26 protein-coding genes and 2 pseudogenes are annotated in these 19,018 nt (G+C 52.8%); 15 read left to right on the plus strand and 13 right to left on the minus strand.

The window, feature by feature from the left end; translation table 11 throughout:
• Nucleotides 1-25 precede the first annotated feature (25 nt).
• From C8024_RS09065 to C8024_RS09110, 11 genes and pseudogenes are all read left to right on the plus strand, one after another.
• Nucleotides 26-1,066, plus strand: coding sequence for an efflux RND transporter periplasmic adaptor subunit (locus C8024_RS09065; RefSeq protein WP_217272120.1), 1,041 nt, complete (start codon nucleotides 26-28; stop codon nucleotides 1,064-1,066).
• A complete protein-coding gene (locus C8024_RS21430) occupies nucleotides 1,063-2,802 on the plus strand; it encodes an efflux RND transporter permease subunit (RefSeq protein ID WP_254305755.1) in 1,740 nt (579 codons plus the stop codon). The genes C8024_RS09065 and C8024_RS21430 overlap by 4 nt, the downstream gene beginning before the upstream one ends.
• Nucleotides 2,802-4,108: pseudogene (locus C8024_RS21435) on the plus strand (efflux RND transporter permease subunit). Before C8024_RS21430 ends, C8024_RS21435 begins: the two are co-directional and overlap by 1 nt.
• Before the next feature lie 65 nt (nucleotides 4,109-4,173).
• Nucleotides 4,174-4,734 (plus strand): cation transporter, encoded by a 561-nt coding sequence (locus tag C8024_RS09075; RefSeq protein WP_367947246.1) that lies wholly within the window; start codon nucleotides 4,174-4,176, stop codon nucleotides 4,732-4,734.
• A gap of 51 nt (nucleotides 4,735-4,785) precedes the next feature.
• On the plus strand, nucleotides 4,786-5,445 hold the full coding sequence (locus C8024_RS09080) for a phosphatase PAP2 family protein (protein ID WP_173204289.1): 660 nt from the start codon (nucleotides 4,786-4,788) through the stop codon (nucleotides 5,443-5,445).
• Nucleotides 5,446-5,640: 195 nt separating this feature from the next.
• Nucleotides 5,641-6,342, plus strand: coding sequence for a hypothetical protein (locus C8024_RS09085; protein WP_217272121.1), 702 nt, complete (start codon nucleotides 5,641-5,643; stop codon nucleotides 6,340-6,342).
• A gap of 289 nt (nucleotides 6,343-6,631) precedes the next feature.
• Nucleotides 6,632-7,234: a hypothetical protein gene (locus tag C8024_RS09090; RefSeq protein ID WP_173204291.1), complete on the plus strand. Its 603-nt coding sequence runs from the start codon at nucleotides 6,632-6,634 to the stop codon at nucleotides 7,232-7,234.
• 50 nt (nucleotides 7,235-7,284) lie between these two features.
• Nucleotides 7,285-7,374 (plus strand): entericidin A/B family lipoprotein, encoded by a 90-nt coding sequence (locus tag C8024_RS09095; RefSeq protein ID WP_367947255.1) that lies wholly within the window; start codon nucleotides 7,285-7,287, stop codon nucleotides 7,372-7,374.
• Nucleotides 7,375-7,428: 54 nt separating this feature from the next.
• Nucleotides 7,429-8,436, plus strand: coding sequence for a VacJ family lipoprotein (locus tag C8024_RS09100; protein WP_173204295.1), 1,008 nt, complete (start codon nucleotides 7,429-7,431; stop codon nucleotides 8,434-8,436).
• 76 nt (nucleotides 8,437-8,512) lie between these two features.
• On the plus strand, nucleotides 8,513-8,920 hold the full coding sequence (locus C8024_RS09105) for a hypothetical protein (protein WP_173204296.1): 408 nt from the start codon (nucleotides 8,513-8,515) through the stop codon (nucleotides 8,918-8,920).
• A 136-nt stretch (nucleotides 8,921-9,056) separates the two neighbouring features.
• Entirely contained in the window at nucleotides 9,057-9,344 is a 288-nt protein-coding gene (locus tag C8024_RS09110) for a hypothetical protein (RefSeq protein ID WP_173204298.1), read from the plus strand.
• Nucleotides 9,345-10,044: 700 nt separating this feature from the next.
• Here C8024_RS09110 and C8024_RS22550 read toward each other — a convergent pair.
• The 9 genes and pseudogenes from C8024_RS22550 to C8024_RS09135 form a co-directional block, all read right to left on the minus strand.
• Nucleotides 10,045-10,923 carry an APC family permease gene (locus C8024_RS22550; RefSeq protein WP_367947256.1) on the minus strand — a complete coding sequence of 293 codons (879 nt, stop codon included), beginning with the start codon at nucleotides 10,921-10,923 and terminating at the stop codon, nucleotides 10,045-10,047.
• Between the two features lie 175 nt (nucleotides 10,924-11,098).
• Nucleotides 11,099-11,398, minus strand: coding sequence for an amino acid permease (locus tag C8024_RS23240; RefSeq protein WP_254305756.1), 300 nt, complete (start codon nucleotides 11,396-11,398; stop codon nucleotides 11,099-11,101).
• 8 nt (nucleotides 11,399-11,406) lie between these two features.
• On the minus strand, nucleotides 11,407-11,853 hold the full coding sequence (locus C8024_RS09120) for a hypothetical protein (RefSeq protein ID WP_173204300.1): 447 nt from the start codon (nucleotides 11,851-11,853) through the stop codon (nucleotides 11,407-11,409).
• 13 nt (nucleotides 11,854-11,866) lie between these two features.
• The gene (locus tag C8024_RS09125) at nucleotides 11,867-12,217 is read right to left on the minus strand and encodes a hypothetical protein (RefSeq protein ID WP_173204302.1); all 351 of its coding nucleotides are present in this window, start codon (nucleotides 12,215-12,217) and stop codon (nucleotides 11,867-11,869) included.
• A 212-nt stretch (nucleotides 12,218-12,429) separates the two neighbouring features.
• Entirely contained in the window at nucleotides 12,430-12,945 is a 516-nt protein-coding gene (locus C8024_RS23245) for an HAD-IC family P-type ATPase (RefSeq protein WP_367947257.1), read from the minus strand.
• Nucleotides 12,946-13,018: 73 nt separating this feature from the next.
• Entirely contained in the window at nucleotides 13,019-13,285 is a 267-nt protein-coding gene (locus C8024_RS23250) for an HAD family hydrolase (RefSeq protein ID WP_367947258.1), read from the minus strand.
• Nucleotides 13,280-14,208 (minus strand): annotated as a pseudogene (locus tag C8024_RS23255) (HAD-IC family P-type ATPase); the annotation flags it as partial. The gene C8024_RS23250 and the pseudogene C8024_RS23255, both read right to left, overlap by 6 nt.
• Complete coding sequence (locus C8024_RS23260) at nucleotides 14,139-14,699, minus strand: YHS domain-containing protein (RefSeq protein ID WP_367947247.1); 561 nt, start codon at nucleotides 14,697-14,699, stop codon at nucleotides 14,139-14,141. The pseudogene C8024_RS23255 and the gene C8024_RS23260, both read right to left, overlap by 70 nt.
• Nucleotides 14,692-14,979, minus strand: coding sequence for a hypothetical protein (locus C8024_RS09135; protein WP_173204304.1), 288 nt, complete (start codon nucleotides 14,977-14,979; stop codon nucleotides 14,692-14,694). Before C8024_RS09135 ends, C8024_RS23260 begins: the two co-directional genes overlap by 8 nt.
• Before the next feature lie 128 nt (nucleotides 14,980-15,107).
• Between C8024_RS09135 and C8024_RS09140 the strand changes: the two genes are divergently transcribed.
• Nucleotides 15,108-15,353, plus strand: coding sequence for a metal-sensitive transcriptional regulator (locus C8024_RS09140; RefSeq protein WP_173204306.1), 246 nt, complete (start codon nucleotides 15,108-15,110; stop codon nucleotides 15,351-15,353).
• Between the two features lie 71 nt (nucleotides 15,354-15,424).
• On the opposite strand, the gene C8024_RS09145 is transcribed toward C8024_RS09140, so the two are convergent.
• The 4 genes from C8024_RS09145 to C8024_RS09160 all read right to left on the minus strand — a co-directional run bounded on the left by C8024_RS09145 (nucleotide 15,425) and on the right by C8024_RS09160 (nucleotide 17,559).
• Nucleotides 15,425-15,637, minus strand: coding sequence for a hypothetical protein (locus tag C8024_RS09145; protein WP_217272122.1), 213 nt, complete (start codon nucleotides 15,635-15,637; stop codon nucleotides 15,425-15,427).
• A 123-nt stretch (nucleotides 15,638-15,760) separates the two neighbouring features.
• Complete coding sequence (locus C8024_RS09150; RefSeq protein WP_367947248.1) at nucleotides 15,761-16,291, minus strand: DUF411 domain-containing protein; 531 nt, start codon at nucleotides 16,289-16,291, stop codon at nucleotides 15,761-15,763.
• Nucleotides 16,288-17,046 (minus strand): DUF2231 domain-containing protein, encoded by a 759-nt coding sequence (locus C8024_RS09155; RefSeq protein ID WP_254305757.1) that lies wholly within the window; start codon nucleotides 17,044-17,046, stop codon nucleotides 16,288-16,290. The genes C8024_RS09150 and C8024_RS09155 overlap by 4 nt, the downstream gene beginning before the upstream one ends.
• A gap of 129 nt (nucleotides 17,047-17,175) precedes the next feature.
• A complete protein-coding gene (locus tag C8024_RS09160; RefSeq protein WP_173204308.1) occupies nucleotides 17,176-17,559 on the minus strand; it encodes a copper resistance protein CopC in 384 nt (127 codons plus the stop codon).
• A 129-nt stretch (nucleotides 17,560-17,688) separates the two neighbouring features.
• Here C8024_RS09160 and C8024_RS09165 point away from each other — a divergent pair, with 129 nt between their 5' ends.
• The 3 genes from C8024_RS09165 to C8024_RS09175 are packed head-to-tail and all read left to right on the plus strand — an operon-like array spanning nucleotide 17,689 to nucleotide 19,015.
• On the plus strand, nucleotides 17,689-17,985 hold the full coding sequence (locus tag C8024_RS09165) for a hypothetical protein (RefSeq protein WP_173204310.1): 297 nt from the start codon (nucleotides 17,689-17,691) through the stop codon (nucleotides 17,983-17,985).
• Nucleotides 17,986-17,998: 13 nt separating this feature from the next.
• Nucleotides 17,999-18,436 carry a periplasmic heavy metal sensor gene (locus C8024_RS09170; RefSeq protein WP_173204312.1) on the plus strand — a complete coding sequence of 146 codons (438 nt, stop codon included), beginning with the start codon at nucleotides 17,999-18,001 and terminating at the stop codon, nucleotides 18,434-18,436.
• On the plus strand, nucleotides 18,437-19,015 hold the full coding sequence (locus C8024_RS09175) for an RNA polymerase sigma factor (RefSeq protein ID WP_367947249.1): 579 nt from the start codon (nucleotides 18,437-18,439) through the stop codon (nucleotides 19,013-19,015). It begins immediately after the preceding gene.
• Nucleotides 19,016-19,018 lie beyond the last annotated feature (3 nt).

Genomic DNA, 19,018 nt, shown 5'->3' on the forward strand with positions numbered 1-19,018 from the left:
CAGCGTGGGAATAGAAATGGGTGGAATGATGAAATTGTCGGGACAGAAGATTGCTGCAGGACTCACTTTTGCCGGATTATTGGTGCTTGGGGCCTGCTCCGGTTTCAGCGACACCGCTGCGGCAGATCCGTCAGCCTTGGTTAAAACGGCGGCAGTGACGACCGGTTCGATCGACGAGAAAGTCACCATTTATGGGGCGGCCGAAAATGGATCGTCAGGGCAATATACCTTGTCCTCGCCGATCGAAGCGATTGTCCAGTCGATTAATGCGCCGGTAGGGAGCAATGTCAGCCGCGGGCAGGTGCTGGTCCGGCTTGCGCCCAGTCCGGCGTCAAAATACGAGCTTGCGACCGCAAGCGCCAACACCCGGACGGCCAGCCAGGCCTATGCCCGGATGGAGCGACTGCGAGCGGACGGACTGGTCAGCGATGCCGAAGTGGAGACTGCTCGCGCGGCAAAACAGTCGGCAGATGCACTCAAGGCCAGTCTGGCCGACCGTAGTGGCTCGCTGACCCTGCGCGCGCCGGATACCGGCTTTGTACAGATGATCGGCGCCGTTCCCGGCCAGCTGGTCGCGGCCGCAACCCCCGTGGTAACCATTGTTAAAGACAGCGACATCCGCGCAAGGTTCGGCATCGATCCGTCTCTCGCCCGGCGCGTCCCGGCAGACAGCTATGTTGAAATTACCGCAGCGGGAACGACAGCGCCGCTGACCGTACCGATCCAGTCCGTCGATCCGGTGGTAGATCCCCAGACCAAGCTGGCTTCGATCTATGTGCTGATTCCGAAGGAGAGCGAAATTGGTGCGGGCGAAAGTCTTACTGGCATGATATTGCTGAGCAGCAACTCAGGCGGACTCACCATTCCCTATGCCGCATTGCTCGATGACGGCGGACAGCCCTATGTCTATATAATTGAAAAGGGCGTGGCCAAGCGGGTCGATGTCGCTGTCGGTCCTCGCATGGGTGACAAGGTGAGCGTTGCCAAGGGATTGAATGCTGACCAGCGGGTTGCGATTGACGGTGTTACTGCCCTCGAAGACGGTATGAAAGTCCGCACCAAATGACAAAAATCATCAGCGATCACGCGCGGTCAATTTGGTTGGCGGTCATCTTGCTGACTATTGGCGGGGTCACGGCTGCAACATGGCTGCCAGTCGCGCTATTTCCCAATATCGACTATCCGCGCGTCGTCGTGTCAGTAGATGCGGGAGACCGCGATGCAGCACAAATGGAAGCCGAGATAACCCGTAAGATTGAAATTGCATTGCGTGCGGTACCTGGTGTTACCCGCATAAGATCGACAACCAGCCGAGGTAGTGCAGAAGTTGCGCTGAATTTCTCTTGGGGCGACGATATGGTCGACGCTAGTTTGGCGACACAAGCCGCTCTGGCGACATTGCTTCCCGACCTTCCCAGTGGAGCGAAATTCGAGGTGCGCAGATCGGACCCGACGTTATTCCCGGTTGTTGGATATGCGCTTACATCAGATAATCTTGACCCGGTGGCTTTGCGAAATATAGCAGAACTAAAAATACGTCCTGCCCTGACATCCGTCGAAGGGGTTGCGGGCGTAGAGATACTTGGCAGCGCGCCGCGCGAATTTGCGGTAAATGTTGATCCCGCAAAATTGGCGTCGCTAGGGGTCAGCCTTAGCGATGTTGTAATCGCGCTGGGCAAAGCAAATAACGTGCGTGGGCTCGGCAAGATCGAGGATCGGCACAGGTTATATCTGGCCCTTCTTGAAAACAGGGTTGCTGATTTAAGCGATCTCAAGGCCATTCCAATCAAGTCGGCCGGTGCCGGTGCGGGTGTCGTTACCCTTGGGCAAATAGCCACGATTGAACCTTCGAGCGCGCCTGCATTCACTCGTGTAACCGCCGATGGCAAAAGTGCGGTTTTGATCAACGTCAAGCAGGCCTTGAAAGGCAATACAGTTGCTATCGTTCAGGCGGTCGACGCAAGATTGAAAGAATTGCAGATACCAAGTTCCGTCAAAGTATCTACCTATTACGATCAATCAGAACTGGTGGTCGGCGCGGCCAATGCCGTGCGCGATGCCATTCTTTTGGGCGCTCTGCTTGCAGGCATCGTGCTATTCGTGTTCCTGCGATCCGGACGGCTGATGGTCATCACCGGTCTAATGCTCCCGGCGGTTTTGGCGGCAACTTGCTTGATACTCTTCGCGCTAGGCATGAGTTTTAACATGATGACACTCGGTGGTATGGCTGCTGCGGTTGGCCTGGTTGTTGATGATGCAGTGGTTATGCTCGAACATATGATGCGCCGGATGCAGCAAAATGCAGTACGGACTCCACAGGCGTTGCTGGAAGCGGCGGCAGAAATGGGAGTTCCCCTTCTCGGATCGACAAGTGCGACTATTGTCGTATTTCTGCCGCTGGCATTCATCAGCGGAGTGACCGGAGAATTTTTCAAAGCGCTCGCGGTGACAATGGTGGCGGCGCTAGTTGTTTCATTACTCTTCGCGCGTTTCGTCATTCCCTTGATTTCTGCCTATTGGCTCCGTGACAAAGACGCGGAATCAGCAGAAAAAGCCGGGAAACTGCTCGATAAATTGCTAACAGGTTATGATCGTGCTGGTCAGAAGCTTTTTGCGCGGGCGCGAAGTTTTGTCGTTCTGACTGGAGTGATCATGGTCGCCGTGGGCTATCTGGCGTGGCTCAATGTCCCTTCGGGATTTATGCCAAAAATGGATGAAGGTGGCTTTGTGCTGGATTACAAGGCGCAGTCCGGTGCAGCGCTTGAAGACACCGATGCATTGCTCAAACGTGTGGAAAAATAATCACCTCAACTCCCGAAGTCGAAAGTTATTCTCGGCGGACGGGATTGCAATTGGGCGGCGGACTGACGGAGGCCGATCAGGGCGACTATTTTGTCCGGCTGAAAGGCGGTTCGCGGCGAAACATTGATCTCGTTATGGGCGAAATTCGGGACAGAATTAGGACCGAGGTTCCAGGGTTGGAAATAGAGTTTATCCAACTGATGGGAGATTTGATCGGCGATTTGACGGCAGTTCCGCAACCGATCGAAGTCAAGCTGTTCAGTGATGACCCGCAAGCTTTGCACAAGGCCGCTAAAACGGTCGCCGATGCCATAGGCAAGGTGCAGGGCGTGGTGGAGGTGGTCGATGGGCTGCGAGTGGCGGGTGATGCCATCGGTATCGAGGTTGATCCGGGATCGGCTGCACAATTCGGGCTCGATCCGGATAATATTGCCGCACAATTAGAGTCGGCGATAGGCGGTACCACTGCAACCCAAGTGCGCATTGGCGCGCAGCTTATTGATGTTCGTGTGCGCGCCCCGGAGGATATTCGCACCACGGTAGATCAAATTGAAAACTTACCTCTGGTAGCCCCGGATGGTAGCGCCATTCGCCTCGCAAACGTTGCCAGAGTTTCGATAGATGCTGGACAGAGGCAGCTGACACGCGAAGATCTGGCGCCGTTTATTGCGGTTACCGGCCGGCTCGACGGCCGCGATCTGGGTTCGGCCATGACCGAAATAAAACTACCGTTGCCGGCCTGAAACTGCCTGCCTCAATCCGCACCGATTATGGTGGATTGTATGCCGAACAGCAAAAGAGTTTCGCCGATCTTGCGATGGTGTTCGCGGCGGCAATGCTGCTTAGCACCTTGCTACTGACTGTTTTATTTGAGCGCGCTGGCTGGACTGCATCGGCGATGGCCACAATCTTGCTCACAGCATCGGCAGTCATCATGGGCCTATGGATTACTGGAATAGAACTGAATATTTCAGCCCTGCTCGGACTGACGATGGTGGTGGGTATGGTGGCTGAATTGATCATTTTCTTTCTTGCCGAGATCGACAAAAGTCAGCCGGTTTCCGCGGCACTGCTTCACGAAGCAGGCAAGAAGCGTTTGCGTCCCATTTTAATGTCGGCGTTGATCGCGATACTCACACTCAGCCCGCTGGCCCTTGGATTGAGTAGAGGAGCAGGTTTGCAGCAACCGCTCGCCACCGCGATAATATTCGGACTGTTCGCCGCCGTGCCGCTCGTGTTGCTCTTTCTTCCGGCCTGTCTAATCGCTCTTGAAAAGAAGGGTGGAAAGGAGGAACAGGCAACATGAAAGAAGATGAACTAGAAAGTCGTAGTAATGCCGACTCTGCTGATTTTCGATCGGCGGTCAAATTCGTGGCAGCTGCAAATCTTGCCTATTTCGGCGTCGAATTTGTCGTCGCCGTCAATATCGGATCGGTGTCGCTGTTTGCGGACAGTATCGACTTCCTCGAAGATGCATCGGTTAATCTTCTGATATTGCTGGCTATCGGCTGGTCGCTCAAGGCGCGTTCGCGATTGGGGTTTGTGTTGGGCGCGATAATTCTCGTACCTTCCTTGGCGGCGCTTTGGACCGTTTGGCTAAAGTTCAACAGTTTCGTCCCGCCTGCGGCCATTCCGCTCACTATTACGGGTGCGGGCGCCTTGCTGGTCAATCTGGTTTGCGCCATTCGTTTGTCCGTTCACCGTCATGGCAGCGGCAGTTTGAGCAAAGCAGCCTTTCTATCTGCCAGAAACGATGTCTATGCCAATGCTGCGATCATCATCGCGGGGATAATCACGCTTTTCTGGCTTTCTCCCTGGCCGGACCTGATTGTCGGACTGGGAATCGCGCTGATAAACGCCGGGGCCGCTTTTGAAATTTGGGAAGCGGCCAGGCGGGAAAATCTGGCGGAAGCGAAAAATGCGGAGCCATAAACTGGATCGATGACGCGATTTAGGAATCTTGCCGTTGATAACAGATTGCCGATGAAGCAGATATTGCTCATCGGCGGCATTGCGCTCACCATATTGCTGTTTCTATGGCTTTGGTCGGAGGTGGCCGAGGGTGAAGTCAGCGCGATAGACCAGAGTATATTATTCGCTTTCCGCAAGTCCGGAGAGTTGCAGACTATGGCGGGGCCGACATGGCTCAGACAAACCATGCTCGATGTTACGACGCTCGGCGGAACGACCGTGCTGGCTCTGGTGATTTCCGGTTCTGCCCTGTTCGTCTACATGAAGGGCGCGCACCGCATGGCCTTGGTCATTGTCGGAGCGACTGTCAGCGGCGCTTTAATGGTGACACTGCTCAAAGGCTATTTTCTGCGCCCCCGGCCAACGCTTGTCGATCATCTGGTGATCGAACACTCCGCAAGTTTTCCGAGTGGTCATGCTGCAAATTCCGCCATCGTATATTTGACAATCGCTGTTTTGTTTTCGAGAGTCGAGGACAGTTTGCGGACCCGGCTGTTCGTGCTTTCGGTCGCGCTGTTGCTGACGCTGGCGATCGGCATCTCGCGCGTGGCCCTGGGCGTGCATTGGCCGAGCGACGTATTGGCAGGATGGATGTTCGGCACCTGTTGGGCCTGCCTGTGGGCCTTGCTCGTAAAGCTCCCCATCGTGGAAGAGGAAGTTCTGGATTCCTGACAATCCGCCATTTCCCGAACATTGGGGAATTGTATTCTCCGGAACATCATCACGCAATGTGGAAGGGCCTAGCAATGATGCTGGTCGCCCGTTCAATATCGTTCAGAGGCACCGGAGCTTAAGGACAACCTGAATGACTGAAGCTGACACACGCACGATGCTCAACAAGGTTCCGCTGGTCACTTTATTTTCTGGGTGATCAAGATCATGGCGACCACGGTTGGCGAAACGGCAGCAGATTTCTTGTCGGTCGATCTCAAATTGGGCCTGGGCAATACCTCGCTGCTGGTGGGGGCGTTGCTGGTCATCACACTGATCATGCAATTCTCCGTACGCAAATATGTGCCGCCGATTTACTGGCTCGCGGTCGTATTGATCAGCATTTTCGGAACACTGGTTACAGATAACCTTGTTGATGTTTACGGAGTTGCACTAGAGACAACAACGATCATTTTCAGCATTGCCTTGGCGATCACATTTGTTGCCTGGTATGCCAGCGAGAAGACACTCTCGATCCACACGATCTTCACAACCAAACGTGAAAGCTTCTACTGGGCCGCAATTCTGTTCACTTTCGCTCTCGGGACGGCAGCAGGCGATCTTGTCGCAGAGGGAATGCAGTTGGGCTATGCAGTCTCGGCCTCCGTTTTCAGTGCGATGATAGCGCTGGTCGCATTTGCGCATCTGGTGTTCAAATTGAATGCTGTAGTGGCCTTTTGGATAGCATACGTTTTGACGCGGCCATTTGGAGCATCTTGTGGCGATTTGCTTTCACAGCCTACGAGCAATGGCGGGCTTGGGCTTGGGACAGTCGGCACAAGCGCGATTTTCCTCGCCGTAATCTTTGGTCTTGTAAGCTACTGGACTGTGAGACAACGCCCCCCTCAAACAGCTTGAATTCTGACTGGCGGCTATGCGGAAATTCCAATGCGTCTGAAACATTGGGAATTTGTATTCTCGGGGACATTAGCATGCAATCTATGGGGGCCTAATAGGTTTTCAAGCAGCCGGTTTATTGCTGCACCAACTTTGAAGGATATTTTCATGAAAACGGGCGCATAAACATTCTGCAATACGGATTGCCGCTTGCTGCGGTCGCAATGCTATCTGCTTGTGGATCATCCAAGCCGACTGATACAAATAATCAAAACAGCAATCAGATCGTGACCGTCCCAAAAATGAAACCGTGACCGCTATGACAGGTTTGCCTGCAGCGGCGGAAAATTTGGAAGCTCTGACGGAACAGGCATTCACTGCCAGCCCAGAGGAGCTTGTTTCGCTTTTCACAAAAGCGCAAGAATCCGTAGCCGGTATCTCCGGTCAACTTAGCCCTCAAGCCACCAAATCACTAGATGGCTACTTGCGGGATGCCAAGACAGCAATCGATGCCGGAAATCCCTCCGACACTGCGTTGGCTGCTGTTGAAGGCTATAAGTTGATTGTGAGCGCATATCCCCCTGATGCCAGGATACCGGCTGCGGTCAGTTTGCTCGATTATGCCGGATTTCGAATACAGGCTGATCTCAAGTCCGATCCGAAGCGCTGGGCAGATGCCCAAGAAGCCGCAAAATATGCGCACGATCAGTGGGACCAGATCAAGGACAAAGTGACTGATACTGATCTGAACAAAAGGTTCACGACTTCGCTTTCCAAGCTCGACGAATATCTATCAGTTAAAGACGACAAAATGGCGGCAAAAGCTGCTGTGACTGAACTCGATCTGGTTGATGAACTGGAAGGCTTTTTCCAGCCCGCAACGAAACCGGTTGCGCCTGACACCACCAACTAGAGGAATTCGAAATGTTGAGAAAGACAACCCTGGCCCTGGTGGCAATTTCCATGTTGGCGCTGACCGCTTGCAATACAATACACGGAGTCGGCGAAGACATTGAATCTGCTGGTGATGCCGTTAGCGACTCTGCCGAGTGAATTGCACCCTTGTCCCAAGGGATCGACCAATTAGAAGCACAAGGGTGATACGCAATGAGTATTGCAGGAATAACGGGCGCAATGCTGCTCGCAAGTACCCCGGTCAGTGGGATCGTCTCTCCGCCGTCAAATTCTGTTGATTTGGTAGCATCAACTACAAATGTCCAAGAAACTAGCCAGCTAAAAGCCCTCGACGGAACATCAGAAACCCTTGGGGCGACGCCTGTATCTGACGAACCAACCGCATTAGCGGATCCGACAATTTCTAGTGTTCCTACTGAAGCTATCGAAACAGATCCATCGATACTGAAGGCAACGGAAATACCAGATCCGGTTTCGGGGGTTGAAACCGGAAAAACGTTGCAGGATGAAAATGTTATTACCGTAACCGGTCGGATACGGACGCCAGGCGATCCCTTGCAAAATATCAACGCCGAGTCATACGCTATTACTCAGGCTATCGATGAAGCCGTGGTTGAACCATCTGCGCACGCTTATGAAAAATCTGTGCCCGAACCTGTCCGCAATGGTCTGCGAAACTTCGCCAATAACCTGCACGAACCGGCTGTTTTTGTGAATTTTCTGCTGCAACTGAAACCCGGCAAAGCGGCCGAAACTGCTGGTCGCTTTTTGGTCAATTCAACAGCCGGCGTGGCCGGGCTTTTCGATTTCGCGAAACGGAAACCGATCAACTTACCCAGACGGAAGAACGGCTTTGCTGATACGCTGGGATGTTATGGAGTCAAACCAGGGCCATTTCTATTTTTGCCGGTAATCGGGGCGACCACAGTTCGCGATTTGATCGGCGGTGGAGTAGATGCCTTCGCCATACCGATACCTGTGCCCAACTCAGCTGGAAGGACGCTCAGCCAACCGTATGTGGCCGTTCCAAGCAGCGTCGCCCGTGAACTCGACAAGCGGGTAGAGTTTGATGAGGAGTTGGAAATAATCCACAATTCAGATGATCCCTATGTCGCATCGCGCGAATATTATTTGCAAAAGCGACAGACTCAGATCGCAGGGCTGTGCGGGACCAAGAAGAACACTTCTGATCTGAAGTAAATAATCTCCACTCAAAAATGCAGATCCGTGGGCAGGCATCTAAATGTCGGAGGTTGATGCTAGAAGGAAGATGAGAATGCGGAAAATCGTGGCGTTTTCGATATTCTGCGCATCGTTGATTGGGCGATTGTCCCTTACCACGCATCAAATCGCAGAAGCTGCAGGAACAGAAAAATTTCTAGAGGATAGCGGAGCGACAGGCCAGATTTCGGTGATGTCATACAATATTAAAGGTCTTCCTTGGCCCATCGCGGCTGGCAGGAGCGCGGCGCTGGGGAAAATTGGCGAGCGTCTGGCAAAGTTGAGAGCGATGGGGACTGCCCCCACCATTGTTGTCTTACAAGAAGGTTTTATTGATGCTGCCGCAGCCATCAAGCATCAGGCGGCTATAAATATGCTGCCGCCGGACCAGCAGCGGCTTACAAGAGCAAAGTCTCCTTTCCTTCCCCCTCCAAGAGATTCACTGAGGCTTCGTCACCATTAAAGGGTGAAACCGAGGGCAAATACGCTAACAGCGGATTGCGGATTTTTCCGACTTTCCGATTGTCAAGGTTGAACAGCTTGCGTTCCCGGAATACGCATGTGCTGGATATGATTGCCTTGCAAACAAGGGCGTTCTGTTGGCCTGGATCAAAGTTCCATCTTATTCACAGCCCGTTGCCATCATCGATACGCACCTAAATTCACGGCGAGCTTCAGGCGTAAGTGACGTTCGGGCCGATGCTGCATGGACGATGCAGGCCAAAACCGTGATGCAGTTCATTCATGCGAAAATTCCCAGCAGTTCAGCCGTGATTTTTACTGGAGATTTCAACGTCGGGGATGTTCCCTCGCGTATCAATGTTATCAGGGATCAGGGCGGGTTCTTCCCGGAGGCGCGAAGCGTTACATCTTGCAGTTGCCACTGAACGGATGCGTGATGGACGACAGCTGAACGATGCTCGGTCAATCATCAAACGCGGCAAGGACTGGCAGTGGTTTCGATCAGGCGAGACAACAAACTTGAGATTGATTGAAGTGTCAGTCCCTTTTGGGGCCGAACCGGACGGCACCAGTCTGTCAGACCACTTGGGTTACATTGCGAGCTATCGTCTAGAATAGAAAACGGTCCCCATGCGAAAATCCTCGCACCAGATTCCACGTCGTACGCTTGGCATATCCGGTTCCTGATCGTCCTCACCGCTAAATATCTTCAGGTTTCGACTGGACCACCTCGCTCACTCTAACGGCTATGTAAGGCTTGCGGGTTGTGCGTGTACTGGCCGCGTTGATTTCCTAAGCCTGGTTCTTCCGATCCCGTCTCGCCGACTGTTTTACCATACCTGTTCTCATTTGCTCAATTGCTCATTCCAAACGAATGGCAGATTTTGGGACGAAGTATCGTTGGCGGCACCGTCCGCTTGTGGCTAGGTTGCTGAACGGCAGGTTTTTGGGGAGAGTGCAGCTTAGAAGACATTTGAACCAAAACACCTTAATATTAGTAACATGCCAATTTTGGATTGTAGCCCACGCTCCAACTTGTTCTTCAGGTTAGACATTCTTTGTCTAACATTTTTTGATTTGAACGGTCGAGAGAGCAAGTAGCCGAATTTTGTATATGTGACAGACTCAGTGGGAGTGCTTGGTCGTTTCGGTTTCTAATTTGCTGTCACTACGCCGATGCGCCAGATAATATTTCTCGAGGGCAAAGAATCCAGCAATGCCGGCAAAAGAGATTACTATGATCATTGGATCGCTCGCTGCCTTCATGGTCAGGAACGCCCCAAGAACAATCAAATCTAGAATGATCGCGCTTAACAAAATCCATCCTTTTGCTCCGACATCATCTTTGAGATGACGATAAACGCCCCAATGGATGATCATGTCCATGACCAGATAGAATATCGCCCCCAATGATGCTATCCGGCTCAAATCAAAGAACGCAGCCAACAGACCTGCGGCGATCACGGTGAAAACGAGCGTGTGCTTTTGAATGTCACCGGGCATTCCAAAATGGCGGTGCGGAATGAGGTTCATGTCCGTAAGCATCGCCAGCATGCGCGATACGGCAAAAACACTGGCAAGAAGCCCCGATGCAGTTGCAATGATGGCTACTGCGACCGTGAACCACACGCCGTATTCACCAAAGGCAGGACGCGCCGCCTCTGCCAGTGCATAATCTTTGGCAGCAGCAATTTCGCCAATGCTAAGCGTTGATCCCACAGCGAGTGCTACGGTCATATAGACGATCAAGCATATCCCTAAAGAGATCATGATAGCGCGTCCGACATTTTTCTCAGGTTCAACAACCTCGCCGCCGCTATTGGTGATCGTGGTGAATCCTTTGAAGGCCAATATTGCGAGGGCAATCCCGGCAATAAAGCCAGTAGGCGAAGCTGCTTCGCTTGGCGCAGTTTGCGTAAACTCGAATGTGAACCCCGACGCCCAGAGAATGGTGAAGGAAAAATCAGTATCCCTCCAATTTTCAAGATTGCGGTGATTGAGGATATCGCGCCAATAATCTTGTTACCCGCGATGTTCACGATAAATGCAAAGACGATCAGCCCTATGGCCAGTATTGGAACCAGCACAGACTCGCGGCCAATATCGAACAATTGGAGCGTGTAGGTTCCGAAAGTTCTGGCAACCAGGCTTTCGTTGATGATCATCGAGAAGGCCATCATCAAAGCAGCAGCCCCGGTGACCGTCGATGGTCCATATGATTTTTGAGGATCATAGCGATGCCGCCTGCTGACGGATATTTATTGGAAACCTTGATATAAGTGTAGGCGCTGAACCCGCTGATCACGGCCCCGATAAGGAAAGCTAGAGGGAATAGCGGTCCTGATAATTCGGCGATCTGACCCGTTAAAGCGAATATCCCCGCACCGATCATCACTCCGGTCCCCATCGCTACGGTTCCCGGCAGCGTGAGACTGTTCTTGTTATATGAGCTGCTTTGCATCTGTTTTGCCTTTGGCATTTCGAGGATCAGGATTGTGGCTGGCGCCTTGCAAACCAGAGCGTTATCAGTGGAATGACGATCCACATCAGGATGGGGACGAGGCCAATATTCGTGCCGGGGAATAAGGGCATGAGCTCGCTATATCGCCAGCCCCAACCCCATTGCGTTGGAACACCGGTCGCGATTTCTTCGATGATGGCGGTCATTCCAAGGCCGGACAGCAGATAGGTGCCGATCATGCCGGAGGTCGGGCGGTGCATCCAATGCCGGTCGCGATTCAACATCGAAACCACGGTGTATGCCAGCACTAATATCCCGGCATCGCCAATTGTGGCTCGCGTGCAGCCTAACGTGCTTTCCCAGGAGGTTGCCGAGCCAACATAGAAGAAGGGCATTTGCAGCATTTCCCAGATGAACGACGTGAAGAACCCAAACGTAGCGATGTGGACCTCTGGTTCGTTACCAAACTTCATAGCGCGATGATTTTCATTTATTGCCAACGCCGCGAAATCGCTCCGCTCGGTCTGCGAACCGGTTCATGTGCAATGCAGCTTCTATCGTCAGAGGGTGCTGTGTCGCTTCCTGTCTGGGCGAAATAAGCTCTGCCATTTCACGAACCTTGTCATAGGTCTCGGCTGGTTGATCCGCGAGCAAGGCAAGGACAATGTTTTCCAGAGCAATGACGCGAACACGAAGCTGGACGAGTTCAGTGTTGGTCATTTCCGGATCACTGGAGCCGCGTTCGTCTATTTTTGGTTGGTGCCCTCCCTCGTTATCCCAGCGAGACAGCGCCAACGGCAGATTATTCAATCGCTTTGGGTCATCATTTTTCGTCATTCCATGTTCCCGGATTTTATTGGTTGTTGGATTGCCTCATTTCGCTCGCGCAGATCATGGAGTCCCGCAACAGCGAGTGCGTTGGACAGCCGAGAGGCCGGATACTAAGGTTTGCGATCACGCAGCTCACAGCACTTTGCGGCGCAAACGCAAGGCGTTGGCGATTACCGAAACAGACGAAAGACTCATTGCTGCCGCTGCAATCATCGGACTTAGCAAGACCCCGAACCACGGATAGAGAATGCCTGCCGCAACCGGCACACCAAGCCCGTTATAGATGAACGCAAAAACAGATTCTGGCGGATATTGCCCATTGTTAGCTGACTGAGGCGGCGGGCCTTGGCGATGCCGCCCAAGTCGCCCTTCACCAAAGTGATACCAGCGCTTTCCATCGCCACATCCGTGCCTGTGCCCATCGCAATCCCGACATCTGCCTTGGCGAGAGCGGGAGCATCATTGATGCCGTCTCCTGCCATTGCGACCATTTTACCGGCCGCTTGCAGCTCGCTGATGACCCGATGTTTGTCTTCCGGTGACACATTGGCGTGGATTTCATCAATGCCAATCATCTTCCCAACAGCTTGCGCAGTAGCTTCCGCATCGCCGGTTAGCATGACGATGCGGATATTGGCTTTGTGCAGCGCTTTAATCGCGTCTGCCGTAGTCGGCTTGATCGGATCGGCGACACCGATAAGACCAGCAGGCTTGCCGTCAACGGCCACAAACATCACTGTTTGTCCCTGCGATCGGCCGTCCTGCGCTTGGCAATCAGGTCCGCGCTGGCAGCACCGAGCCGATCCATCATTTTTCATTGCCGATGGCGACGCGTTTCGTCTTCACGCGGGCTTCGACACCTTCTCCCGTCACTGACTGGAAGTCGGTTGCTGCTTCAAACGAAAGCCCCTTGTCTTTTGCACCGCTCACAATTGCGGCTGCCAGCGGATGTTCACTCGCCATTTCAATTGCGGCAACAAGGGCAAGCATTTCGTCGCCGTCAAAACCCTTTTCCGGTTCGACTGAAACCAGTTTGGGCTTGCCCTCGGTCAACGTGCCGGTTTTATCGACCACGATTGTGTCAATCTTCTCCAGAGTTTCGAGCGCTTCGGCATTCTTGATCAAAATGCCGTTCTGCGCGCCCTTCCCGGTGCCAACCATGATCGACATCGGAGTGGCAAGGCCAAGCGCACAAGGACAAGCGATGATGAGGACTGCGACTGCGTTGACCAAACCATAGGCCAGCGCCGGTTCTGGACCCCAAATCGACCATATAATGAATGTCGCAATAGCGATCAGAACCACAGCAGGCACAAAAAGGCCCGCAATCGTATCAGCAAGTTTCTGGATAGCGCACGGCTGCGCTGCGCTTCGGCGACCATCTGGACGATTTTGGCGAGAAGCGTGTCCTTACCAACGCGTTCAGCAGTCATGATAAAGCTGCCAGTCTGGTTGACGGTGCCGCCCGTAACATCATCGCCCTCGGTTTTGACAACCGGTATTGGTTCGCCCGTAATCATTGATTGATCAATCGTGCTGGACCCCTTGGCGATGGTGCCATCAACGGGAACTTTGTCGCCCGGACGAACACGCAAGCTGTCGCCGCTCTGCACCAGGTCGAGAGATATTTCCTCTTCCGAGCCATCCGCGCTGACGCGCGATGCGACTGGCGGTGCCAACTCTAGCAGTGCGCGCAACGCACTTGATGTCTGTCCGCGTGCTTTCAGCTCCAGCACTTGCCCCAGTAGTACCAGGGTCGTAATGACAGCCGCTGCTTCGTAATAGACAGCCACACCGCCATCATGGCCGCGAAATGCTTCCGGAAAAATGCTTGGAAAGAGTGTTGCGACCAGACTGAAGCCATAGGCAACCGCTACGCCAAGCCCAATCAGCGTGAACATATTGAGGTTCATGGTTTTGAGCGAGTTTACCCCGCGCACAAAAACGGCCATGCGCCCCACAGAACTACCGGTGATGCCAGCAAGAGCTGCAACCATTGCGACACTCCCGGCTCAAATAGCCCTTCAAACGGCTTGCCCGGAATAAGGTCGCCCATCGCGTAAATGAACAACGGGATGGAAAACAACGCACTGACCCAGAAGCGCTTGCGCATATCGAGATATTCGGGATCGGGGCCGGTATCGAGACTAATGGTCTCAGGTTCGAGTGCCATTCCGCAGATCGGGCAGGAACCCGGACCCTCTTGCCGGATTTCCGGATGCATCGGGCAGGTATAGATCGTGCCCGCTGGAACATTTTCTGCTGCCTCATTATGCTTCCCGGTGAGATAATGCGCGGGGTCAGCGACAAATTTGGTTTTGCATCCGGTTGAACAGAAATGATAATCCTGCCCGTCATGCTGTGCATGATGCTCGCTCTTGCTCGGATCGACATCCATGCCGCACACGGGATCTTTTACGGTCCCGACAGAAGCCTCTTTGTCTTTGCAACAGCACGATTTGGCGGCCCCGGTATCATTCTCAGACATGATTGGCACCTGCAACTTGGCGGCCTATCAAAGCGCGCAGCGGGACAACCAACAGGGCAATATACCAACCATAGAGAAAGCTACCGACCGCCCCTGCAAGAAATCCCTGCAAAGTCAGCCATTCGAAGCCCGGCAACCAAGGTGCCCAAGCTTCATGCATGTGCATGGATTGCGGTGCTAAAAGACCGAAACCAATGCAGATGAGGTAGCTGAACAACAGAAACAGGCTTAGCGTCCAGCCCCAGACAATGATTTGAGTGCGGTTTGAAACATGCGTCATTTCTAGCTCCTCTTGATGATCAGCGGTATATACTATAGGGGGGTATAGTAGAATGATGGTTTAGTGTCAAGGTTGATGCGGCCACCTCTTTCGATTGATCACGCTCCAAAATTTGGCATAAGGACAAAATGACAGACAAATTCACCAAAGAAATCGTGCGGATGCGAAAGATCGAAGGTCAGGCACGCGGAATAGCTAAAATGATGGAAGATGATCGCTATTGTATCGATATCCTCCAGCAATTCTCCGCAATGGAAGCCGCCCTGCGCTCTACCAAAATGAAAATTCTGGAGATCCACACCAATCATTGCGTCGAGGAAGCCCTGACTTCCGGTAGCAAGGCTGACCAAAAGAGAAAATTGCCGAGTTGGTGAACTTGTTCGGCAAGATGGGAAAATAGGCGGCCCGAAGCCTCGTAAAGCGAAGCTCCGAGCCGATTATATGCTTATTCGGGTGCGTCTTTCTTGGGCTCCATCTTGCTATGATCCATCTTCGAATGGTCCATAGCTGGTTGCGCTTTGTCACTCGCATCCGGGGCTGACATTTTTGAGTGATCCATTTTGCTATGGTCCATCTTCGAGTGATCCATCATCTGGCAGGACATTTTGCCATCGGCACCCTTCATCATCATGCCGTCCATCGCTTTGCCGTCCTTCATCATTCGGCATTTCTGATCGGAGGATGCGTCGGCTTTATGTTCATGAGCGAGTGCAGATCCTCCATAAAGGAGAACGAGGGCTCCGAGTACAGTTGCCATTTTTTCATCATAATTCCTTTCTTGTTACATTACCCTAATTGTACGAGGCAAAACAGTGGGGCCATTGCTACCAAAAGCAATGACCTTATAAGGCTGCGTTTCATTCTGATATTCCATGCCCGGCGAACCGACCGGCATTCCCGCGACCGCGAGACCTCTGATATTGGCCGGCTTCTCGCGCAGCAATCCTGCGATTTCCTTGGCTGGAACATGACCCTCGATTACATAGCCCTCGACAATCATGGTGTGGCAGGATCTAAGGGTTTTTGGAATTACGTTCGCATCTTTCACGGCGGTCATGTTCTGAGTGTCTCGGATTTCAACGCCCTGCTTCATGTTGGCCTCAATATGCTCCGCCCACTTCTCGCAGCAGCCACACCCTGGATCACGGTACATAACATAGGGCGAGGCCTGAGCGGCGGTTGTACAGGCAGCAAGGGTGGTGAACAGAGCTGCCGCCGCCCAGCGCTTCGATACGGAATGTCTAATTTTTCTAACATTTAAAAACTCCATTAAAATAGTTTGCGTTTTGTAGCTACCATCCAACAAACTCAAAAATTCATATGATTCATGCCGCCATGCATGAATGTGCCGCCCAGAAATGCTTGTACAAGCACGCCGATCGTCAATAGTGCTAACAAGATGCCGAATATTCTTTCCTCGCTGCGACCATGGTGAAAGCGGCTCAGTCCGGCCCATGCCAGTAGCACTGCTCCGATTGCGACGGTCATACCGAGATAGCGATGCGTGGTGAGGATAAGGTTGCGGTCATAAAGATAGAAGCCGCCCGCAAACCAGCCCAAAAAGGCGGCTGCAACCGCTCCCAGCGCCCCGATCACGAGCATGATCCGCGCTGCTGAACGCCAGTCAGGCTTATTGCGCGCAACACCAAACGCTTCGGCTGCAAACGCGGCGACGATCATGGCGATTGGAAAATGGATCACCACGATATGCAATTTGCCAAGCCAGATGAACAAACGCTCGCCAAAGCTCTTATTGCTATTATCTTCTGCTTCGTCATGCGCCATCATGCCGCCATGATCATCACTTATCCCGCCCATATGGTCACTTTCGGGCGCGGCAGGAGCGGAGCCATCGGGCATCATCGGCATGGTTCCCTCATCCATCATGCCCTGCATTTCGGCACTTTGTGCGACGTCGCTTCCCATTGCTTCCTTATGATGCTGGTCGCTCGTTCCGGGGCCAGCGCCCATCTCGGTCGGATCACCATGTGCAAGTACTGGCCCGCTAAATGAGGCTAGTGCGAAAGCAATGCACAGCGTTAAAGTACGGAATCTCTGTGTCAGCATCTCAACCCACCTGATCCAAAATCGATTATTTTGTTGCTAATAATAGTGGCAATCTTGCGATGTGGTTTCCAACCATAGTCTCCGGGTGCGCTTAGGGGGGGCGCACCCGGAGTATCGGTTGCGACCCGATCACTTTACCTGGAATGCATATTTTCCGCTGACAACTTCCTTGTCGTCGCCCGATGCCATCCAGCGCAGTTCATAAGCGCCGGCCGTAAGAGGTTTCTTCATCATCACCATGACGGACTTGCCGTCTTTGCCCATCATCACCGAAATTGGCATCTTCATCGGGGCGTGCCCGGCCATACCCGGCATAGATGTCATCATTAGCTGCATACGGGTGTTTGCAGGCATGACCTTCTCATCAAAGACCAGATCAAGTTTATTTGTTGGTGCGACCGTGGCATTGGCCGACGGTTTTGCCGTAACTAGACTAGGGTGTGCGAAAAGCGGTGTTGCAGCGAGCGATGCGGCGGCGGCGAGGCTAAAGCCAACAAATTTAATCTTGTACATTTTTCAATTCCTTCAAGCGTTTCTAACCATCAATACGCAGCAACATTGCCCACCCCTCAAAATAATTTTGAGGGCAAAGCGGTCGAGCTTGCGTATTAGTTGGCAGATCACTCAAACAGGAGCATGATTATGCCGCTATCTGACAACAAACTAGATGAGATGCTTGCCAGCCTGAACTCTGCTTTACCCCAGGCAGCTTTGGAAATCGACGATGGATTTGAAAACAATGTCTGGCTTCGTATTGGTGAAATAAACAGCCGCCGCCTTTCGCGTCAGAAAAGTCTGTTGACGGCACTGATCGTCGTGACCGCGCTTGGAGCGGGAATTGGAACGGGCGAACAGCCCGCAATGGCCAACATCAATAGCAATCCATTAATGGGGGGCGTGGATTACTCGCCGGCAAGCCTTCTCCACGTGTCACAATGATATTGGCAAATTCATGAAAATCGGACCCGTACAAATCATCCTGCTTATCCTGCTGGCGCTCGGTGCGGGCTGGATAGGCTCATTAGGCGCGAAACATTGGAGCCAGAGCGGCGGTCAAAATTCTGGCATGCACAGCTTTGTTCATGAGGAGCTTGATCTCGATAGCGCACAGCAAGCACAGCTAGAAATTCTCGAAAATGATTTTGTGATCAGAAGACAAGCTTTGGAGCTGGCGCTCAGATCTTCAAATGCCGACCTTGCAGCCGCCATCGAAGAAGAACATCAATATGGCCCTAAAGTTGCAGCGGCGATTGAGGCTGTGCATAAGCATATGGGCCTTTTGCAAAAGGCTACTGTTGAGCATCTCTTCGCCATGCGAATGCTGTTGAAGCCCGGTCAACAAAAGGCCTTTGACAAGCGGGTATCAACTTCGCTCACCGCCGGGTCTTGAGTGCAGAAATCACAGCCTAACCCGCAAGTTCCGGATAGTGTGCTCATCGCAGAGGCTGCAAAAGGCAGCAAAGCAGCCTTCAATACTGTTATGATCCAGCAGGCACCCCGGCTCCACAACATCGCGCTCAGGTTGATGGGCAACAAATCCGATGCAGAAGACGCTGTCCAGGAGGCACTAGCTGCCGCCTGGTTTAAGCTTGCCAGTTTTGATCTGTCGCGGCCCATTTCTCCGTGGCTCACTCGTATCACGGTCAACAAATGCCGTGACCTTTTGCGCAAACGCCGGATCAGGCAGTTTTTCGAGTTTCACAGCGACAACGAAGCTGACTTGACGATAGCTGACGATACACCCGACCCAAGTGCAGAGTTGCAGGCCCGACAAGCTCTTGAATTCATGCAAAGAGAGATCACTCGCCTGCCAACAGCTCTGCGCGAGCCCTTCGTTCTGGTCACTTTTGGCGAGAACAGCCAGGCCGAAGCCGCGCATATTCTCGGAATATCAGAGAAAGCCGTCGAAACGCGGATTTATCGTGCCCGCAACCGCCTGCGAGAAATTTCTAGAAAACTTGAGGGGTGATCT

Source organism: Sphingopyxis sp. BSNA05 (assembly GCF_013265645.1).
Taxonomy (GTDB): domain Bacteria; phylum Pseudomonadota; class Alphaproteobacteria; order Sphingomonadales; family Sphingomonadaceae; genus Parasphingorhabdus.